The organism is Fodinicurvata sediminis DSM 21159, assembly GCF_000420625.1.
GTDB classification, from domain to species: Bacteria; Pseudomonadota; Alphaproteobacteria; order Kiloniellales; family DSM-21159; genus Fodinicurvata; species Fodinicurvata sediminis.
This window is the reverse complement of record NZ_ATVH01000011.1, coordinates 590,488-607,130: the sequence shown is the minus strand read 5'-3', so window position 1 is coordinate 607,130 and position 16,643 is coordinate 590,488. Positions and strand designations below refer to the sequence as shown.

The window sequence follows — 16,643 nt, the reverse complement described above, 5'->3', positions numbered from 1 at the left end:
TGCGCATGCAGACGGCCTAGCAGAAGCCTCCATGACTGCCAGCCATGGCCTGGCTCCTGAACCTGACCTTGATACAGCTCCTGGCCGTGTGGGCGTTGTCGATATAGGCTCCAATTCCGTACGTCTCGTGGTCTTTGACGGCCTCAAGCGCGTTCCCGTTCCCCTGTTCAACGAAAAGATACTCTGTGGCCTGGGACGCGGACTGGAAGGCAGTGATCAATTGAACCCCGAGGGCGTGCAACTCGCACTCAACACACTTCGACGGTTCGTGGGGCTGGCTCGGGCCATGAAGCTGCAACGACTCGATTTGCTGGCCACGGCCGCTGTGCGTGATGCATCCAATGGTCCCTCTTTTGTTCAGGAAGTCGAAAGTCTCTGCGGCTTGCCTGTTCGTGTCCTGACAGGTGCCGAGGAATCCCGGCTGTCAGCGGAAGGCGTCCTGTCCGGACAACCCAGTGCACGGGGTTTTATGGGCGACCTTGGGGGCGGTAGCCTTGAGGTGGTGGCGCTGGGCGAGGGGGCCGGAGAGGCCTGGGCAACCCTGCCTTTGGGCCCCCTGCGCCTGATGGATGCAGCCGGGGATGATCGGGCGAAGATCCAGGCGCTTATCAATCGGCAGCTTTCCGGCCAGGCTTGGCTGTCCGAACTGGAGGAGCGGGACTTCTACGCCGTAGGCGGGGCCTGGCGCGCCCTGGCGCGCATTCACATGGAGCAGACACACTATCCCCTGCACATGATCCATGGCTATTCCATGGATCGGGAAGAGGCATTGGAACTGACGGGTCTGGTCAGTCATCTTGGCAAGCGCTCGCTGGCGTCCATGACAGGCGTCAACAAGCGACGCATCGAAACGCTGCCCTGTGCCGCCATGCTGATGCGGAGAATCATCGAATTGGCACGGCCAAAGCGTATTGTTTTCTCGGCCTATGGTCTGCGTGAGGGCTGGGTTCACAACCAGCTGGAACCGGAAGTGCGTGACAGCGATCCCCTGCTGTCTGCGGCGGCAGATTGGGGCACCAGAGAAGCCCGTTTCGGAGATCTGGGAGGGCAGATTGCGGCCTGGTGTTTGCCCCTTTTTCCAGAGCGGGATGAGGAAGCAGAAAGGCTGTGCCTTGGGGCCTGCCATCTGTCCGATGTTGGTTGGCGCTATCATCCAGACTATCGCGCGGAACATGTACTCTTGCGGGTGCTTCGCGCCCAGGAACTCTGCATCGAACATTTTGAACGGGCGTTCATTGGGCGTGCGCTCTATAGCCGCTATGGCGGCAACAGGAATGCCAGCATCCTGCATTATACCCGCCAACTGCTTTCCGAGGAGCGGGTCCGCATGGCCGATGCGCTGGGCCGGGCGTTGCGTCTTGCCTATACCCTGTCCGGCGGAGATCCGCAGATGTTGGAGGTCACGGCGCTGAAGCCAGAAGAGGACTGTCTTGTCCTGAAGATTCCTGCCGATGCTGCGGTTCCGCCAGGTCAGATGATCGAAAAACGCCTGTCATCGCTGGCCTCTGCATTGAAGATTTCCAGGTCTGACATCCAGCAGGCCTGAGAGGTTTTCCGCCGCTGTCCGTCATCCGTGGGTGACGTCCTTGTCATCCCAAAATCTTGTACCGGGTCAGGATCCAGTAGAACTGGAAAGCCAGCATGACCATCACCAGGACCAGGTGGAATCGGCGATTGGCCACGAACATTGCAACCACAGCAGCAGCAAACATTGATGCCTGCCGTACAAGGTACTCGGTTCCCAGGGCCTGCAGGTGGTCGAGGCCTTTCCACAGGGTGTCGGCCACATCTATGGCAAATAGGCTTGCCAGAAGCCCATAGAACCACTTTTGCCGCGAGTGGAAATAGGCGGCATAACTGGAATACTCGTCCATTCGATCAGGGAAGAGTATTGCGCAGGTGAAATAGAACAGTGCGGCATAGGATATGATGAAGAGGTAATGCTGGAAGGTCCATTCCTCGACGTAGGATAGACCGAATTCAAACCACCAGAAATGGATGACCGAGGTGAAGAGAAACGCCACCCAACCCAGATGAACGGAATAGACTCTCTTGCTGCCCGGGTGTTGAACCAGACGTGCCAACCCGCCAAGCAAGTGGGCGATGCTGAGCCCGATCACCACACCGAAGATTGCGCGTACGTGGAAGATTGCTTCAGAAGGTGTGGCTGACGTTTCCATACGGGACGCTCCCGGGTTGATGTCGCATTATTCGATACGCAACACTTGTACCTGTTGGCTTCCTCGCGCATCAACCATGACTGGCCTGGAGACCCCATGCCTCAAGGCTACATAGGGGAGAAAGGGGTGATCATCGACTCAGTCGAGTGAGAGCACCTTCACGGATCTGTCATCTGCCGTCAGGGCAATCCTGCCCTGTTTCAATTCCAGTGCGTAGTGACCGAAAATCTCCCTTCGCCAGCCTTTCAGAGCGGGTACGTCAGCATTGTCATCCAATGCGATCTGCTCAAGGTCGCTGACGTTGGCCAGGAGTTTCTGTGCAATCTCGTGCTCTTCGCATTTGGCTTTCAAGAGCACCTTCATCAGTTCGATAAGGGCCGGAGAAGCTTCATCGCGGTTGCTGTCATCCTGGTCGGCAGCCGTGGGCAACTGATTCTTTGGAAGACTGGTCGTTTCCTCAATGATCTTGAGGATCTCGCGTCCAATACGGCCCTTGGCCATGTCCGCGGAAATTCCCCTGGCACGTGCCAGGCCATCGATGGCGGTCGGTCGATTCGAGGCCAGATCATAGATCTGTTCATCCTTCAGGATGCGGCTTCGGGGTACATCCCGGGACTGGGCTTCCTTCTCGCGCCAGGTTGCAAGCGCGCGCATGACCGCCAGATAACGCCGGTCCCGTGATCGGGATTTCAGGCGCTGCCACGCCTTGTCGGGGTCGTTCTGATAGGTTTCCGGGTCGGCCAGGACGGCCATCTCGTCGCCCAGCCAGCTTTCCCGCCCGTTCTTTTCAAGACGCCGGCGCAGCTTTTGATAAACGTCACGCAGATGCGTGACGTCTGCCAGGGCATAGGACAACTGCTTCTGCCCCAGAGGACGGCGGCTCCAGTCGGTAAAGCGCGCCCCCTTGTCGATGGATTCCGAAGTCAGGGCGGCAACAAGCTTTTCGTAACTGACCTGATCGCCGAAACCGCAGACCATGGCGGCCACCTGGGTGTCGAAAACCGGGGCAGGGACACTGCCCATCCTCTGGTAGAAGATTTCAAGGTCTTGTCGGGCAGCATGGAAGACCTTCGTGACATTGGGGTTTCTAAGCAGGGCATAGAGCGGTTCAAGATCGAGCCCCTCACTGAGGGGATCTATGATGACGGCTTCATCCGCACCCCCCACCTGGATCAGGCAGAGTTTGGGCCAGTAGCTGGTATCCCGCATGAATTCCGTGTCGATGGTGATATAGTCGCTGCTTTCCTGAGTGTTGCAGAAAGCCTCGAGACTGGAAGTGTCCGTGATGATACGCATAGGCGTGATATAGCCTGACAGGCGTTTGCGGAAAAGCTTTCAATTGCGATGCATCAGGGCTTCGCATCTTGACAAACTGCCTGCTTCGTTGCCTCTTGCCGCCGCCAATTCTAAGACGGAAAGAAAATACTCCATGCATCCCTATCGTACGCATAGCTGTGGCCAGATTCGCGCGTCTGATGCCGGAACACAGGTCCGTCTGTCCGGTTGGGTCCATCGCAAGCGCGACCACGGCCAGTTGCTCTTTGTCGACCTTCGGGACCACTTTGGCTTGAGCCAGTGTGTGATTGATGTCTCGGCCGAGATTTTTCCGCAGGTCGAGGCCGTGCGCCTGGAATCGGTGGTGACCGTCACCGGGACCGTGGTTCGCCGCTCGGACGAAACGATCAATCCCAACCTGCCGACAGGAGAGGTCGAGGTTCGCATCGAGAGCTTTGAGGTGCAGTCCCAGGCCGAACAGGTGCCGCTACAGGTCAACTCCGATGAGGATGCGGGCGAAGAGTTCCGTCTGCGCTATCGCTATCTGGACCTGAGGCGCGAAAAGATGCAGCGCAAGATCATACTGCGCAGCCAGGTGATCGATTCCATTCGCCGCCGCATGGTGGAACAGGGTTTTCATGAGTTCCAGACCCCGATTCTGACGGCTTCAAGTCCCGAAGGCGCGCGCGACTATCTGGTGCCGAGCCGGCTGCATCCCGGAAAGTTCTATGCGCTGCCCCAGGCGCCGCAGATGTTCAAGCAGTTGCTTATGGTGGCCGGGTTCGAACGTTACTTCCAGATTGCACCCTGTTTCCGAGACGAGGATAGCCGCGCCGACCGTTCGCCCGGCGAGTTCTATCAGCTCGATTTCGAGATGAGTTTCGTCACCCAGGATGATGTCTTCGCTGCCATCGAGCCTGTGCTGCAGGGTGTATTCGACGAATTTGCCAACGGGCGCAAGGTCACACAGGCGCCGTTCCCGCGCATTCCCTATTTCGAGGCAATGCGGAAGTACGGTTCCGACAAGCCGGATCTGCGCAACCCGATCGAAATGCAGGAAGTGACCGACGCCTTCCGCGATTCCGGTTTCAAGATATTTGCCGGGATGATCGAGAAGGATCCCAAGGTCGAGGTCTGGGCCATTCCAGCACCTGGCGGCGGCAGCCGCGCCTTCTGTGACCGCATGAACTCCTGGGCGCAGGGCGAGGGCCAGCCCGGTCTTGGGTATATCTTCTTCCGTGATGGCGAGGGGGCAGGACCTGTCGCCAAGAACATCGGTTCTGAGCGCACCGAAGCCATTCGCTCGCAGCTTGAGCTGAAGGACGGGGACGCTGTCTTCTTTGTGGCTGGTGTTCCCAAGAAGTTCGCCGCCTTTGCCGGACAGGCGCGAACTCGTGTGGGCCAGGAACTTGATCTGATTCAGCAGGGTGAATTCCGCTTCTGCTGGATTGTCGATTTCCCGATGTACGAACAGGACGAGGAAACCGGCCAGATTGAATTCTCGCACAATCCCTTCTCCATGCCGCAGGGCGGCCTGGAGGCGTTGGAGAACGAGGATCCGCTGGATATCAAGGCTTTCCAGTATGACATTGTCTGCAATGGTGTCGAACTGTCCTCGGGCGCGATCCGGAACCACTTGCCGGACGTGATGATCAAGGCTTTCCAGATTGCCGGTTATGAAGGCAACGAGGTGGAAGAGCGCTTCTCCGGGCTCTTCAATGCCCTGCGTTACGGTGCGCCGCCGCACGGCGGATCGGCCCCGGGCATCGACCGTATCGTCATGCTGTTGGCAGATGAGCCAAATATCCGCGAGGTCATCGCCTTCCCGATGAACCAGCGGGCCGAGGACCTGATGATGGGGGCGCCTGCAGAGGTGCCTCAGGAACGGTTGAAGGAATTGCACTTGCGTCAGGTCTTGCCGCCGAAACCGGCTGCATCCTGAGTGCGCGCTGGAGTTTCCGAATTTCCGGTTTGTTGACGACGCGATCTGACCTAGCTTGGTCGTATAGGTCGAGTCCGAGCCAGAAAAGGGAGTTCCGGAAATGTCCAGTAGAAGAGTGACCGCTTTCTTTGTGGCAAGCGCAACCTTGATCGCAGGGGGCGTTGTCCAGCCGGACATGAGCTTGGCTGGCGAAGCTGATGTGCTTGAGGTTCAGGTCGAACGATCGGGCAAGGGCTATCGCTTCAATGTCACTGTGCAGCATGCGGACGAAGGCTGGGACCATTATGCCGATGCCTGGGAAGTTCTGGGACCGGACGGTGATGTGATCGCAACGCGTGAGCTGGCTCATCCTCATGTGGAAGAGCAGCCCTTCATACGCAGCCTCCCGAACGTCGAGATTCCAGACGGGATTTCAGAGGTTACGATCCGAGCTCGGGACAGCGTTCATGGCTTTGGCGGTGAAGAAATAACCGTGGAACTGCCTTAGGGCAGGCACCGGTCTTGAACCGACGCGTCCACCGTGTCCCTGGAAAATTAGGGTGATCGGTGGAAAGTTGATCTCGCGCAAAGACAAAGCGGACACGCGTGTAAAGGATGGGGGCGCGTTTCACAAACGTGACCTTTGCTGCCGCCCTTATAACGATGCCTTTGCGAGTGATCACCGGACATGGATACCGTTGCCCGTTACATAAATGCCAGATTGCCGCGCTATACCAGCTATCCGACGGCGCCCCACTTCACCTCTGCCGTCACACAGGAAAGCTATGCGGGCTGGCTCTCCTCCCTGAGCAACAGTCAGACGGCGTCCCTCTATCTGCACATTCCCTTCTGCCGCTCCATGTGCTGGTATTGCGGCTGCCATACGACAATCACGCGTCAGGATGAGAAGATTATCGATTACCTGGCGGTCTTGCGCGATGAGATCGATCTGGTGGCAAGCCAGCTAGCACGCCCCCTGACCGTCAATCATCTGCACTTTGGCGGTGGTACGCCCACTATCATGTCACCCGAGGAATTCCATGGGCTGATGGATCTGATCCGGCAGCGATTCAGCTTCACTGAGAATGCAGAAATTGCAATCGAGATCGATCCCCGCAGGCTGACGGGCGAGATGATAATGGCTTTGGGGAACGCTGGCGTGACACGGGCCAGCCTTGGAGTGCAGACCTTGGATCCTTTGGTCCAGAAATCCATAAACCGTGTTCAGGATTATAATCAGGTTGCTGCCGTGACAGAGGGGCTGAGAGCGGCGGGTGTCGCAGGTGTGAACTTTGACCTGATCTACGGCCTGCCGCATCAAACGCCTGAATCCTGCATCCTGACCGTCCATCAATGTCTGGAACTGCATCCCGATCGCTTCGCCGTCTTTGGCTATGCTCATGTCCCGGATTTCAAGAAGCACCAGCGCAAGATCGACGAGTCTGCACTTGCCGATACCGAAGAGCGCCTGGCGCAGGCCGATGCCATCAGAAAAACCTTGCTGGAAGCCGGCTATGAGGAAATTGGCATCGATCACTATGCACTTCCGGATGATCCAATGGCCCAGGCTCAGCGGCAGGGCGCGCTTCATCGCAACTTCCAGGGCTATACGACCGATGCCAGCGATGTCCTGATAGGCTTGGGGGCCTCAGCAATCGGCCGCCTGGAGCAAGGCTATGTGCAGAACGAAGTTGTGCTGGGTCGCTATGCAGAACGCATCAGGCAGGGACAGTTCGCCACAACGAAAGGACTGGAGCTGACAGAGGATGACCGACTGCGGGCAGAGATCATCGAGCGCTTGATGTGCGATTTTCAAGTGGACCTTGGGCAGGTGTGTAATCTCCATGGCGGAGATGTGGATGGGCTGATCCAGAGCACATCCCAACTCCAGGAGCTTACAGCTGATGGGCTGATCGAAATTGAGGGTACCGTGATTACGTTGCCCGAGGACAGCCATTATCTGGTGCGGAATGTTGCCTCCGCCTTCGACGCCTATCTTGAAGCTTCCAACCGCACTTTCAGTCGTGCCGTATAAGCAAGTGAGTGATGCGGCTATGTGCGCGTCACATCAGCCCGAGGCTGCGGAAGCTGCTGTGGCCCTGGCGGCTGATGATGATGTGATCGTGGATTTCTATGCCCAGGTGCCCGGCGGCCGTACGGATCTGTTTGGTCATCTCGATATCGGCCTGGGAGGGTGTGGGATCTCCGCTGGGATGGTTGTGGACCAGAATCAGGGCTGAAGCTCCCAATTCCAGAGCGCGTTTGACCACTTCGCGCGGATAGACGGGTGTGTGATCCACGGTCCCGCGCTGCTGACGCTCGTCGGCGATTAGCTTGTTCTTGCGGTCGAGGAACAGCAGGTGGAAGTTCTCGACCTTTTCGTGTGAAAGCTGAAGGTGACAATAGGTCAACAGCTTGTCCCAAGAGGAGATGACGGGTTGCTCGTGTGCTTCCTCACGGGCCAGCCGCTGGGCGGCTTCGGTGACCACCTTGACGGTCGCGGTACCCGAGGCGCCCATATACGGCACCTTCTGCAGCTGTTCGGCTGGCGCATTGAGCACGGCGCCCAAGGATCCGAATTCCCGGATAAGAGCCTTGGCCAGCGGCTTCGTGTCGCCGCGTGTCTTTGCCGCGAAGAGCAGCATTTCCAGGATTTCGTAGTCTGCGAGCGCAGTGCTGCCGCGCTCGAGAAACCTCTCGCGCAAGCGCTGGCGATGGCCGCTTTGGCCGTTATCCGCTGGCAGACCGCTCACGGGCTTTCAGCGGCAGCTCAGGGCACGTCGACATAGGGTGGAGCGGTCCAGCCCTTTGGCGAGTAGGTAAAGACTTCATGCCCGCCCGCGGTGACTCCCAGGGAATGCTCGAACTGGGCGGAGAGAGAGCGGTCGCGGGTAACGGCGGTCCAGCCGTCCTCCAGTATCTTCACGTCATAGCGTCCCGTATTCACCATGGGCTCGATGGTAAAGAACATGCCCTCCTGCAGCACGACGCCTTCACCCGGTTTGCCATAATGCAGAACGCTGGGGGCTTCATGAAAGACAGTTCCTAGGCCATGACCGCAGAAATCGCGGACCACCGAATAGCGGTTCTCTTCTACGTAGCTCTGGATGGCGTGTCCGATGTCCCCCAGTGTCGCCCCTGGCTTTACGACAGCGATCCCGCGCATCATGGCCTCGTAGGTGATCTCGACCAGTTTGCGTGCCTTGACCGGCACCTTGTCGCCGATCAGGAACATCCGACTGGTATCGCCATGCCAACCATCCAGGATGACGGTGACATCGATGTTCATGATGTCTCCGTCGCGAAGTTTGCGCTCTTCCGAGGGGATGCCGTGGCAGACCACGTGATTGATTGAAGTGCAGACCGATTTCGGAAAGCCCTTGTAATTGAGTGGCGCAGGCGTGGCACCGTTCTCCACTATGAAATCGTGGCAGAGTCGATCCAGTTCGCCAGTGGTCACGCCAGGCTTCACATAGGGCGTTATGTAGTCGAGTGTTTCGGCGGCCAGTTTGCCCGCACGACGCATGCCCTCGAAGTCTTCTGCCGGATGTATGGTGATCCGTCGTTGCTCGCGTTGAGCAAGCATTGAGTCGTCCTGCTGCATTGTTTCCTGAATCCGGTTGGGGCCGAGTGGGTTTCGGCAATCACGCTTGTTTCCAAAGTCTGTCTAACTTTGCGCCTTTTGGGGCGCAGTTCAAGTTCAGCCTGGATTTTACCCAATAACTTGCTTCGCTCAGCCGAACCATGGAGCAAGAGGCAAGGGTTGCCTCAGGGAGATCTCCTCTGGCGTGATTTCACAGTCATAGCAGAGAACCTCGACTCCTGCTTCCAGGGCCTTCAGGAAGCTGTCGGCATAGACCGGATCAATATCAGTTGCCGGGCAGAAGCGCGTGCAGTCCATGCGCTGTATAACGAACAGCATCACGGCGCGGTGCCCATTTGCCACCATTTGCATGAGCTCGTGGAGGTGACGATTGCCCCGTGCCGTTACAGAATCCGGAAATTCGGCAAGTCCCTTCGAACGCATCAGATGCACATTCTTGACCTCAAGATAGCAATCGGGAAGCGTTTCAGACTGCAAGAGGAAATCCACACGACTCTTCTCGCCATAACGCACCTCGCGGCGAAGTTCTTCATAGGCTGCGAGCTCGGGAATCCTTCTTGCTTCAAGGGCTTCAGCCACCAGCCGGTTGGGTAGGTTCGTATTGATTCCAACCAGGTCACCATCGGCTTTCGAGATTTCCCAAGTGTAGGGATGCTTCCGTTTTCCGCTGTCGTTCCAGGAAAGCCAAACTGGGGAATCGGGCGCATCCAAGCCCATCATCGATCCCGGGTTCGGGCAGTGTACGACGGTCGTTTCATCATGGCCTTCCAGGACAACGTCGGCAAGAAAGCGCTTGTAACGACGCAGCAAGCGGGCTTTATGCAATTTATTAGTGAATTTCATTTATATCGCTTATTTTAGATGGAATGATGATTTTTCACAGCTGCGCTCCTGTAGCGCTTGCACTTTTAGGACGTTCAGCACAGTCTTGCACTCATGAAGAATAGCCGACTGCCATATGCTTTTCCTGCCCTGCGCGCGGCCGCCGTTTCGGCAGGGATACTCGTTTTTCTTGGGGCCTGTGCCCAGCAGCAGTCCAGTGGGGAAAGTGAACAGCAGACACCGGCGGTCTCTGGCACGACGACTGAACATCCCGACAATCGCTCGCCCCTTCTGATGGGTGACGACGTGCCCGAGAGATGGCGCGATGGGAGCGAGGACACCACCCAGCAGGATGCACTGGAGAGCTGCAACGCCTATGCCAACGCCATCGTTGCCCGGGATCGTCGCATCGACAGCGATCGTACTGCAGGGTTCGATACGGGTGGACCCCTGTCTGGTTCCTCAAGATTGAGTGAAAGCATGCGGATTGAGGGAGAAAAGAACGCCTACGAGCAGAATTTCTCCAACTGCATGGAAAGCCAGGGCTACGGGGACGATGGTGAGTGAAGAGAACAGGGTTGTTACGGCCTGCCTTATTATCATCGGCAACGAGATTCTTTCGGGCCGTACCCAGGATGCCAACCTCTCCTTTCTTGGCCGTCGCCTGAACGAGGAGGGCGTGCGTTTGGCCGAGGTGCGCGTCCTACCGGATTCCCTGGACACTCTGCCCCCTGCCATTCGTGAGGTTAGCGGGACGTTTGACTATGTCTTCACGACGGGCGGAATAGGTCCCACGCATGACGACATAACGGTGGATTGTGTTGCGGCGGCTTTTGATGTTCCGGTGATTGAGCACCCAGAGGCGCGCGGTATTCTTGAAGATTACTACGGGGACCGCCTGACAGATGCGCGCCTACGGATGGCCCGTACGCCGGAGGGAGCCAGCCTCGTGCCCAATCCTGTCAGTGGCGCGCCTGGCATACGGATGAACAACGTCTATATCTTTGCCGGCGTTCCGAAGATCATGCAGGCTCAGTTCGACGCCATCGCACACGAGTTGAATGGAGGCGCCCCCATGCTTTCCGACAGCATTGCTGCGTCTCTTCCGGAATCCGTCGTGGCCGGCGGCCTTGCAGAGATACAGGAGCGTCATTCTTCCGTCGAGATCGGCAGCTATCCCTTCCAGAAAGGGGGGCGGTTCGGCACCACACTTGTGGTCCGCTCGATCGATCCGGTTGCCCTGGAGGCGGCTAGTGAAGCCATCGAGGCGCTTGTGGTGTCCCTGGGCGGCGAGCGCGACAGCAGTGTGGCCTGAAACCACTTAGTTCCTGTTTCAGCGCAGGCTGGCCCGCGGCAGGCCATCAACGTAGTGCCCCTGGAAAAGCTGGATCCCGAATTTCTGTCCGAAACGGATGATCTTCTCGTCCTGGCAGCGGTGCAGTATGGTATGGTCCGGCCCATTACGCTCGACCAGGCTTTGCAGTTCACGCGCTATGGAATTGTTGAAGCGTTGTGGCCAGGAATCATCCCAGACCAGCTTTACGTAATCGACTTTCAGATGGTGTCGGTCAATGCGTGAGAAGCCGTCCATCCCAATTCCGTCCAGGCAAAGGCGATAGCCCTGTTGCCGCGCGAAGTCGCGTGCGAAGGCAAAGTTCTTCAGGTCGCTGAAGACGTCATCGTACTGCAGTTCCAGCATCAACCGTCCACGCAAGCCGATGGGCATTTCCTGGTCGAACTTCAGGAACTTCTGTGAAAGCAATGTCGCAACATTGATGTTGATGGAAACCATCTCTTCACTGGACCGCGAAGCCTCGTGTCTCAGGACCACCAGCATGCGCAGGTCCAATACCTGGGTGAGGTACTTGAAAAGAGCCCGGTTTTCCAGAAGATCCGTTCCGGGCAACAGGTTACGTTCCACCTCTCGTATCGAGGTGAAATACTCCGTGAAGATACGTTGCGTCTTCAAGTCGTCTGTCAGGCGGCAAGCCGATTGCTGGCGCACCAGGTCGGTAATGTCCGCATTTTCCAGCAGGCGTTCCAGTTCCGCTAGGCCCTTGCTGTCCAGGGGACGGCGGTCGTCAAACTCATTGACGTTTGCATCCTTCTCGCCTGCATATGCCCTCTGCTCCTGGACAGCCAGATTGCGCACATGACTGAGGAAGACATCGTATTTGAGATCCAGACCGAAGCGCAGCAGGATATGTTCGCGGCGCAGTGTATCCAGGGAAACATCATGTTCTTCCAGCAGACTGGCCAGTTTCCCTTCGGCAGCCTCCAGCGCCTTGATCTGGCGTGACAGGCCAATGAAGACCAAATCCTGGTTGTAAAGGTGGTAGAAATCACCTTCGAGCGCGCTAAGAGAGGTCTCGAAGACCTGGGCGACAATCCGCGCCTGGTGCTGGTTGAAACCTTTCTCGGCCAGCTTCGAGATGCGCAGATGAACAGCCATCCGTCCCATGCAGCGCCCCTTCAGACGCTCAACCTGGGCCAGTAGTGCGGATGCCTTGTGACGGCGTACAGTTTCACTGTTGCCTGTCTTCGATCCCGTCTGTTGTGCTGTCGAGGACTCCACGATTCTTCCACCCGTTACCTGCAGCGGGCCGTTCCCTGGCCGCTCGTGTTGCCAATGACTTTCGCCCCTTGGTCAGCTGTTCCTGTCTGGGGGCTGGTTCGATTGCGCCAACATCCTAGCGGAGAAAAGGTGAAGAATATCTTACGTAGCCAGATGCTGAATGAATGTGGTGCGGACGGCGGGACTCGAACCCGCACGGGCGATGCCCTCAGGATTTTAAGTCCTGTGTGTCTACCTGTTCCACCACGTCCGCAGTGTCCTTTTCTCTAGCAGCCGGATAACCGTCCCGCAATGTACACAAGCCAATCCGCTTACTTTCGCCGACGCTGGCGCAGGTAGGCAAACAGCAGAAATCCGAGCACCAGGGTGATGGTCAGGGGCGCGACGACCACAAGCAGCGGCAGAGCCGCGAAAAGAAGGGCTAGCAGGCCAATGCCAATGGCCAGCACCAATAGGCAGAGGAAGATGCCGAAGAGGTTGCCGATGATGTCCTTTCCCCTCATGGCGTAGTCTCTTTCCGAGTGGCGGACTGTTCCCGCTTTCCCAGCCTGTGCTCGATCAGTCGGTATATGGGGCCTGCGCAGACGACGATAAGGGCGATGCGGACGATGTGATGGGTGGCAACGAGGGCTGCATCTGCGCCTAGGGCGATGGCGATCAGGCTCATTTCGGCCAAGCCCCCAGGCGCATAGGCCAGCACCAGGGGAGCCAGGCTGATGGGAGTCATGAAAACCAGAAAGCTTGCCAATGCCAAGGTGATCATGACCAGAAGGAGCGTCGCTCCCGCCGAGTGGATGATTGTCTTCAGGACCATCATGGCAGAGGTGCCGTAGAACCTGGCACCGATGGCTGCACCAATCGCGACCTGGGCCATGGAGACGAGGTCCATGGGCGGAGCTGCCTTGGTCAGTCCCATCAGATGCACAATGGAACTGAGCACCATGGGACCGACAACAGGGGCAGCTGGAATCTTCATGGCCCGGGCACCGAAGAAGCCAGCTATGGCACAGGCAACCAGTAGGATGCCTGCCGTCAGCCCTACATCACTCCATCCAGGACCAACGCCGCCGGTTTGGCCGGGTTCAAGATCTGATAGCCAGTAGAAACCGAAGGGGATGGCCACTACGATCAAGAGAATGCGCGTGGCATGAACGAGGGATATGACACGGGGGTCGCCACCGTACTGACCACCCAGCAGGACCATTTCGCTCAGACCTCCCGGGGTGGCGGAGAAATAGGCGCTGGCCTTGTCATAGCCGCAAACGTGATGGAAATAGAGATAACCGCAGGCAGTCGACAGGACAATGTACAGACTGACCAGTGCCAAGCTGCCACTCCAGGCACCGAGCGCGGACAGGATTTCCGGCGTGAAGCCACTGCCAAGCATCACACCCAGCACCGTCATCATGGCGGTACGCAGGCTGGAAGCCATGGCGATGGGGGCGCCGAGCATGGCCGCCACTGTGGTGAAGACCATAGAGCCGATCATCCAGGGCAGGGGGAAGCTGATGCTGTAGGCCAGCCAACCGCCGATCCCGCCTATGCCAAGGGCAAGCAGTACACTTGACCATGTCTTCGGCGCGCTTGTGGGAGCTGTGGAAGTCACCGTGGTCCGGCTCCGAGTGGAAAGGGAACAGCTGTCAGTGCGCCAAAGGGGCTTCACCGAGCCGCTTGACCAGGCGTGTCATGAAGGCTTCTCCCTTGGCCAGCTGTTCCAGAGAGATGAACTCATCGGGCTTGTGGGCCTGGGCTATATGGCCAGGGCCACAGACCACAGCAGGTATGTTGCGCGCGGCAATCTGCCCGGCCTCGGTCCCGAAGGCCACCTTGGCAGTGCTGTTCGCTTCAGCCAGCGCCTTGGTCAAGGTGACGACCTCGTGGTCATCGGGGGTGTCCAAGCCGGCAAAGGTCGCTCCCTGTTCGAAAACAATGCCGGTCTCCGCAGCAATGGCCTTCATCTCAGGCTCGAGTTCACCTTGTGCAAAGCCTTTCAGATCATTGAAGAGGAGGTGCGGGTCGTCTCCGGGCAGGCAACGGAACTCGAATTCGAATGAGCAATCCCGGGGCACGATGTTGACGGCGGTCCCGCCATGTATGGTTCCCACATGGACCGTTGTGAAGGGAACGTCATAATCGTGATCGAATGGGCCTTCCTCGGCCTTGATTCGTCCGATCTCCACAAGACGGTTGATCAGCCGGGCCGCGTACTGAACGGCGTTAACCCCATGTGGTGCAAGAGAGGAGTGGCATTCATGTCCACGCACATGGCAGGTATAGCCAAGCCGTCCCTTGTGCGCATTCACAACCTGCATGCCCGTAGGTTCGCCGATAATGGCACAGCGCGGCCGCACATCCTTCTGGGCCAGATAATCGAGCAGAGGCCCCACGCCGACACAGCCAATCTCTTCATCATAGGTGAAGCATAGGTGGATGGGCAACTGGCCGACCTGCGCAAGGAAATCGGGGGTGTAGGCAAGGCAAAGCGCAACGAAGGACTTCATGTCGCTCGTACCGCGCCCAAACAGCAGCCCGTCACGTTCGCTCACGGTCCAGGGATCCTGGTTCCAGTCCTGGCCGTCCACCGGAACCACGTCGGTGTGACCCGAAAGCGCAATGCCGGAACGATCGCTTGGGCCGAGCGTTGCATAAAGGTTGGCCTTGCGCTTGTCTTCGGAGTGTACCAGTTCGCTTTCAACGCCCAGGTCCGCAAGATAGTTTGCGATGAAGTGAATCAACTCCAGGTTCGAGTTACGGCTGGTCGTATCGTAAGAAATCAGCCTTTCGATCATGCTGCGTGTATCGGGTTTTATTTGCGGCATATCAGCAATAGTCCTTGTTGTGGCGGCCCCGGGTTAGAGCGTTCATGAAAGGGCAGGCGCGCGACAGAGTCGCATCTTGATTGTCTCGTAACTTTAGGGTCTCTGAGCCCTGGAGGAAAGGTCACGCGGCCGCAATGGCTGCTTCCGTCTTTTGGGTTTCTTCCTGGATCCAGGTGAAGAAGGTGCGGACGGGCTCGCGATCAACAAGACTTGGGCGCGTTACGAAATAGTAATGGTAAGCTGTTGAAACTTCGGGGCCGAAAGGCTTGACCAGAAGCCCCTTTGCCATGTCGTCAACGGCAAGCGAGGCGCGCGCTAGGGCAATCCCCTGTCCCGCAATGGCAGCCGTAAGGAGCATGCTGGAATCGTTGAACCAGGGCCCTCTGCGCGTGGCCAGTTCCGGATAACCCGCACGTTCCAACCAGCCCTGCCAATCGATCTCGATGTCTCCACCGAAGACCTCATCGTGCAACAGGGTATGATGTTTCAGATCCTCTGGACTGGACAGTGGCTTGTCTCCAGACAGCAGCGACGGACTGCAAACGGGAAATTTCCGCTCATGCAGGATTCTCTTGCTGTACAGACCTGCATACTCACCAACGCCGAAGCGCAGTCCCACATCGATATCCTCACGTTCCAGGTCGGCCAGCTCGTTCCTGGAGGAGACCAGAATGTCGATCTCGGGATGGTTTGCCTGGAAGGCGGCAAGTCGCGGCAAGAGCCATTTCGCGGCGAAGGAGGGCAAGGTGCTGACCCTCAGAGTCGTCTCGCTGTCGTGTCGGACGAGCTGGCGTGACGCGTCGTTCACCAGGTTCAGGGCCTGGGTGATCGCTAGAAGGTAATTCTGTGCTGCGCTCGTCAGGACAAGGCTGCGGTTCTGGCGCAGGAAGAGATCTTGCTGGAAATAGTCTTCCAGGGCGCGAACCTGATGGCTGATGGCAGCCTGTGTCACGTTCAGCTCTTCAGCTGCAAGCGTGAATGACCTGTGCCGTCCTGCCGCCTCGAAGGCGCGCAGGGCGTTCAATGGGGGCAATCTTCTTTTCATGTTCATATATTAGAAATTCTAATGGAAAACATGCAATAATCCCGTTTGTGCTTTCAAAGTGCAAGGCGCAAATTGGCCATAAGATAAGAGCAAGGGCCCGCTCTTTCAAAAACTGCAGACCACTGGTTCATGAAAGGAACTAATCATGTCGCAGATTTGCGAAAGGCCGGCTGCTGTCCGGAATCCTGGAGAGAGTGTGCCTGGGCGTACAAGCCGGACATTGACTGAACGTGCCATCCGCATTTTCGAGGCACCTGTTGTCTGGATGGAGCGCTGGGAACATCGACAGAAGCTGCGTCAGATGGATGACCGGATACTGCGGGACATTGGTTTAAGCCGTGCAGATATCTACCGGGAAGCGCGCAAGCCCTTCTGGCGCGCATGACTCTGTCTTGCTTCTTG

General features: G+C 57.7%; 17 protein-coding genes and 1 tRNA gene. 7 read left to right on the top strand and 11 right to left on the bottom strand.

Going from position 1 to position 16,643, the window contains the following annotated elements; translation table 11 throughout:
- Positions 1 to 31 precede the first annotated feature (31 nt).
- Positions 32 to 1,546, top strand: a complete 1,515-nt coding sequence (locus G502_RS0104225) for a Ppx/GppA family phosphatase (RefSeq protein WP_022727415.1) — start codon at positions 32 to 34, stop codon at positions 1,544 to 1,546.
- A gap of 43 nt (positions 1,547 to 1,589) precedes the next feature.
- Here G502_RS0104225 and G502_RS0104220 read toward each other — a convergent pair whose 3' ends face one another.
- Positions 1,590 to 2,180 (bottom strand): hypothetical protein, encoded by a 591-nt coding sequence (locus G502_RS0104220; RefSeq protein WP_022727414.1) that lies wholly within the window; start codon positions 2,178 to 2,180, stop codon positions 1,590 to 1,592.
- A gap of 138 nt (positions 2,181 to 2,318) precedes the next feature.
- On the bottom strand, positions 2,319 to 3,476 hold the full coding sequence (rnd, locus tag G502_RS0104215; RefSeq protein WP_022727413.1) for a ribonuclease D: 1,158 nt from the start codon (positions 3,474 to 3,476) through the stop codon (positions 2,319 to 2,321).
- 133 nt (positions 3,477 to 3,609) lie between these two features.
- Here rnd and aspS point away from each other — a divergent pair, with 133 nt between their 5' ends.
- From aspS to hemN, 3 genes are all read left to right on the top strand, one after another.
- Entirely contained in the window at positions 3,610 to 5,397 is a 1,788-nt protein-coding gene (aspS, locus tag G502_RS0104210; protein ID WP_022727412.1) for an aspartate--tRNA ligase, read from the top strand.
- A 100-nt stretch (positions 5,398 to 5,497) separates the two neighbouring features.
- Complete coding sequence (locus G502_RS0104205) at positions 5,498 to 5,884, top strand: hypothetical protein (RefSeq protein WP_211217792.1); 387 nt, start codon at positions 5,498 to 5,500, stop codon at positions 5,882 to 5,884.
- A gap of 180 nt (positions 5,885 to 6,064) precedes the next feature.
- Positions 6,065 to 7,411: an oxygen-independent coproporphyrinogen III oxidase gene (gene hemN / locus G502_RS0104200; RefSeq protein WP_022727410.1), complete on the top strand. Its 1,347-nt coding sequence runs from the start codon at positions 6,065 to 6,067 to the stop codon at positions 7,409 to 7,411.
- A gap of 28 nt (positions 7,412 to 7,439) precedes the next feature.
- On the opposite strand, the gene radC is transcribed toward hemN, so the two are convergent.
- From radC to sfsA, 3 genes are all read right to left on the bottom strand, one after another.
- A complete protein-coding gene (gene radC, locus G502_RS0104195; RefSeq protein WP_022727409.1) occupies positions 7,440 to 8,129 on the bottom strand; it encodes a RadC family protein in 690 nt (229 codons plus the stop codon).
- Between the two features lie 17 nt (positions 8,130 to 8,146).
- The gene (map, locus tag G502_RS0104190) at positions 8,147 to 8,962 is read right to left on the bottom strand and encodes a type I methionyl aminopeptidase (RefSeq protein WP_155957786.1); all 816 of its coding nucleotides are present in this window, start codon (positions 8,960 to 8,962) and stop codon (positions 8,147 to 8,149) included.
- Positions 8,963 to 9,109: 147 nt separating this feature from the next.
- A complete protein-coding gene (gene sfsA / locus G502_RS0104185; protein ID WP_022727407.1) occupies positions 9,110 to 9,823 on the bottom strand; it encodes a DNA/RNA nuclease SfsA in 714 nt (237 codons plus the stop codon).
- A gap of 93 nt (positions 9,824 to 9,916) precedes the next feature.
- Here sfsA and G502_RS0104180 point away from each other — a divergent pair, with 93 nt between their 5' ends.
- Positions 9,917 to 10,369, top strand: a complete 453-nt coding sequence (locus G502_RS0104180; RefSeq protein ID WP_022727406.1) for a hypothetical protein — start codon at positions 9,917 to 9,919, stop codon at positions 10,367 to 10,369.
- Positions 10,362 to 11,117 (top strand): competence/damage-inducible protein A, encoded by a 756-nt coding sequence (locus tag G502_RS0104175; RefSeq protein WP_322098844.1) that lies wholly within the window; start codon positions 10,362 to 10,364, stop codon positions 11,115 to 11,117. The genes G502_RS0104180 and G502_RS0104175 overlap by 8 nt, the downstream gene beginning before the upstream one ends.
- 18 nt (positions 11,118 to 11,135) lie before the next feature.
- Here G502_RS0104175 and G502_RS0104170 read toward each other — a convergent pair whose 3' ends face one another.
- From G502_RS0104170 to gcvA, 6 genes are all read right to left on the bottom strand, one after another.
- Entirely contained in the window at positions 11,136 to 12,377 is a 1,242-nt protein-coding gene (locus G502_RS0104170) for an EAL domain-containing protein (RefSeq protein WP_022727404.1), read from the bottom strand.
- Positions 12,378 to 12,544: 167 nt separating this feature from the next.
- Positions 12,545 to 12,630: transfer RNA gene (locus G502_RS0104165), tRNA-Leu, on the bottom strand.
- 58 nt (positions 12,631 to 12,688) lie between these two features.
- Positions 12,689 to 12,880 carry a hypothetical protein gene (locus tag G502_RS0104160; protein ID WP_022727403.1) on the bottom strand — a complete coding sequence of 64 codons (192 nt, stop codon included), beginning with the start codon at positions 12,878 to 12,880 and terminating at the stop codon, positions 12,689 to 12,691.
- Entirely contained in the window at positions 12,877 to 13,983 is a 1,107-nt protein-coding gene (locus G502_RS18595; RefSeq protein ID WP_022727402.1) for an AbrB family transcriptional regulator, read from the bottom strand. Before G502_RS18595 ends, G502_RS0104160 begins: the two co-directional genes overlap by 4 nt.
- A gap of 34 nt (positions 13,984 to 14,017) precedes the next feature.
- Complete coding sequence (gene argE, locus G502_RS0104150) at positions 14,018 to 15,196, bottom strand: acetylornithine deacetylase (protein ID WP_022727401.1); 1,179 nt, start codon at positions 15,194 to 15,196, stop codon at positions 14,018 to 14,020.
- Positions 15,197 to 15,317: 121 nt separating this feature from the next.
- On the bottom strand, positions 15,318 to 16,229 hold the full coding sequence (gene gcvA, locus G502_RS18590) for a transcriptional regulator GcvA (RefSeq protein WP_211217791.1): 912 nt from the start codon (positions 16,227 to 16,229) through the stop codon (positions 15,318 to 15,320).
- A gap of 208 nt (positions 16,230 to 16,437) precedes the next feature.
- Here gcvA and G502_RS21890 point away from each other — a divergent pair, with 208 nt between their 5' ends.
- Positions 16,438 to 16,626 carry a DUF1127 domain-containing protein gene (locus tag G502_RS21890; protein ID WP_245560706.1) on the top strand — a complete coding sequence of 63 codons (189 nt, stop codon included), beginning with the start codon at positions 16,438 to 16,440 and terminating at the stop codon, positions 16,624 to 16,626.
- The last annotated feature ends 17 nt before the right edge of the window (positions 16,627 to 16,643 follow it).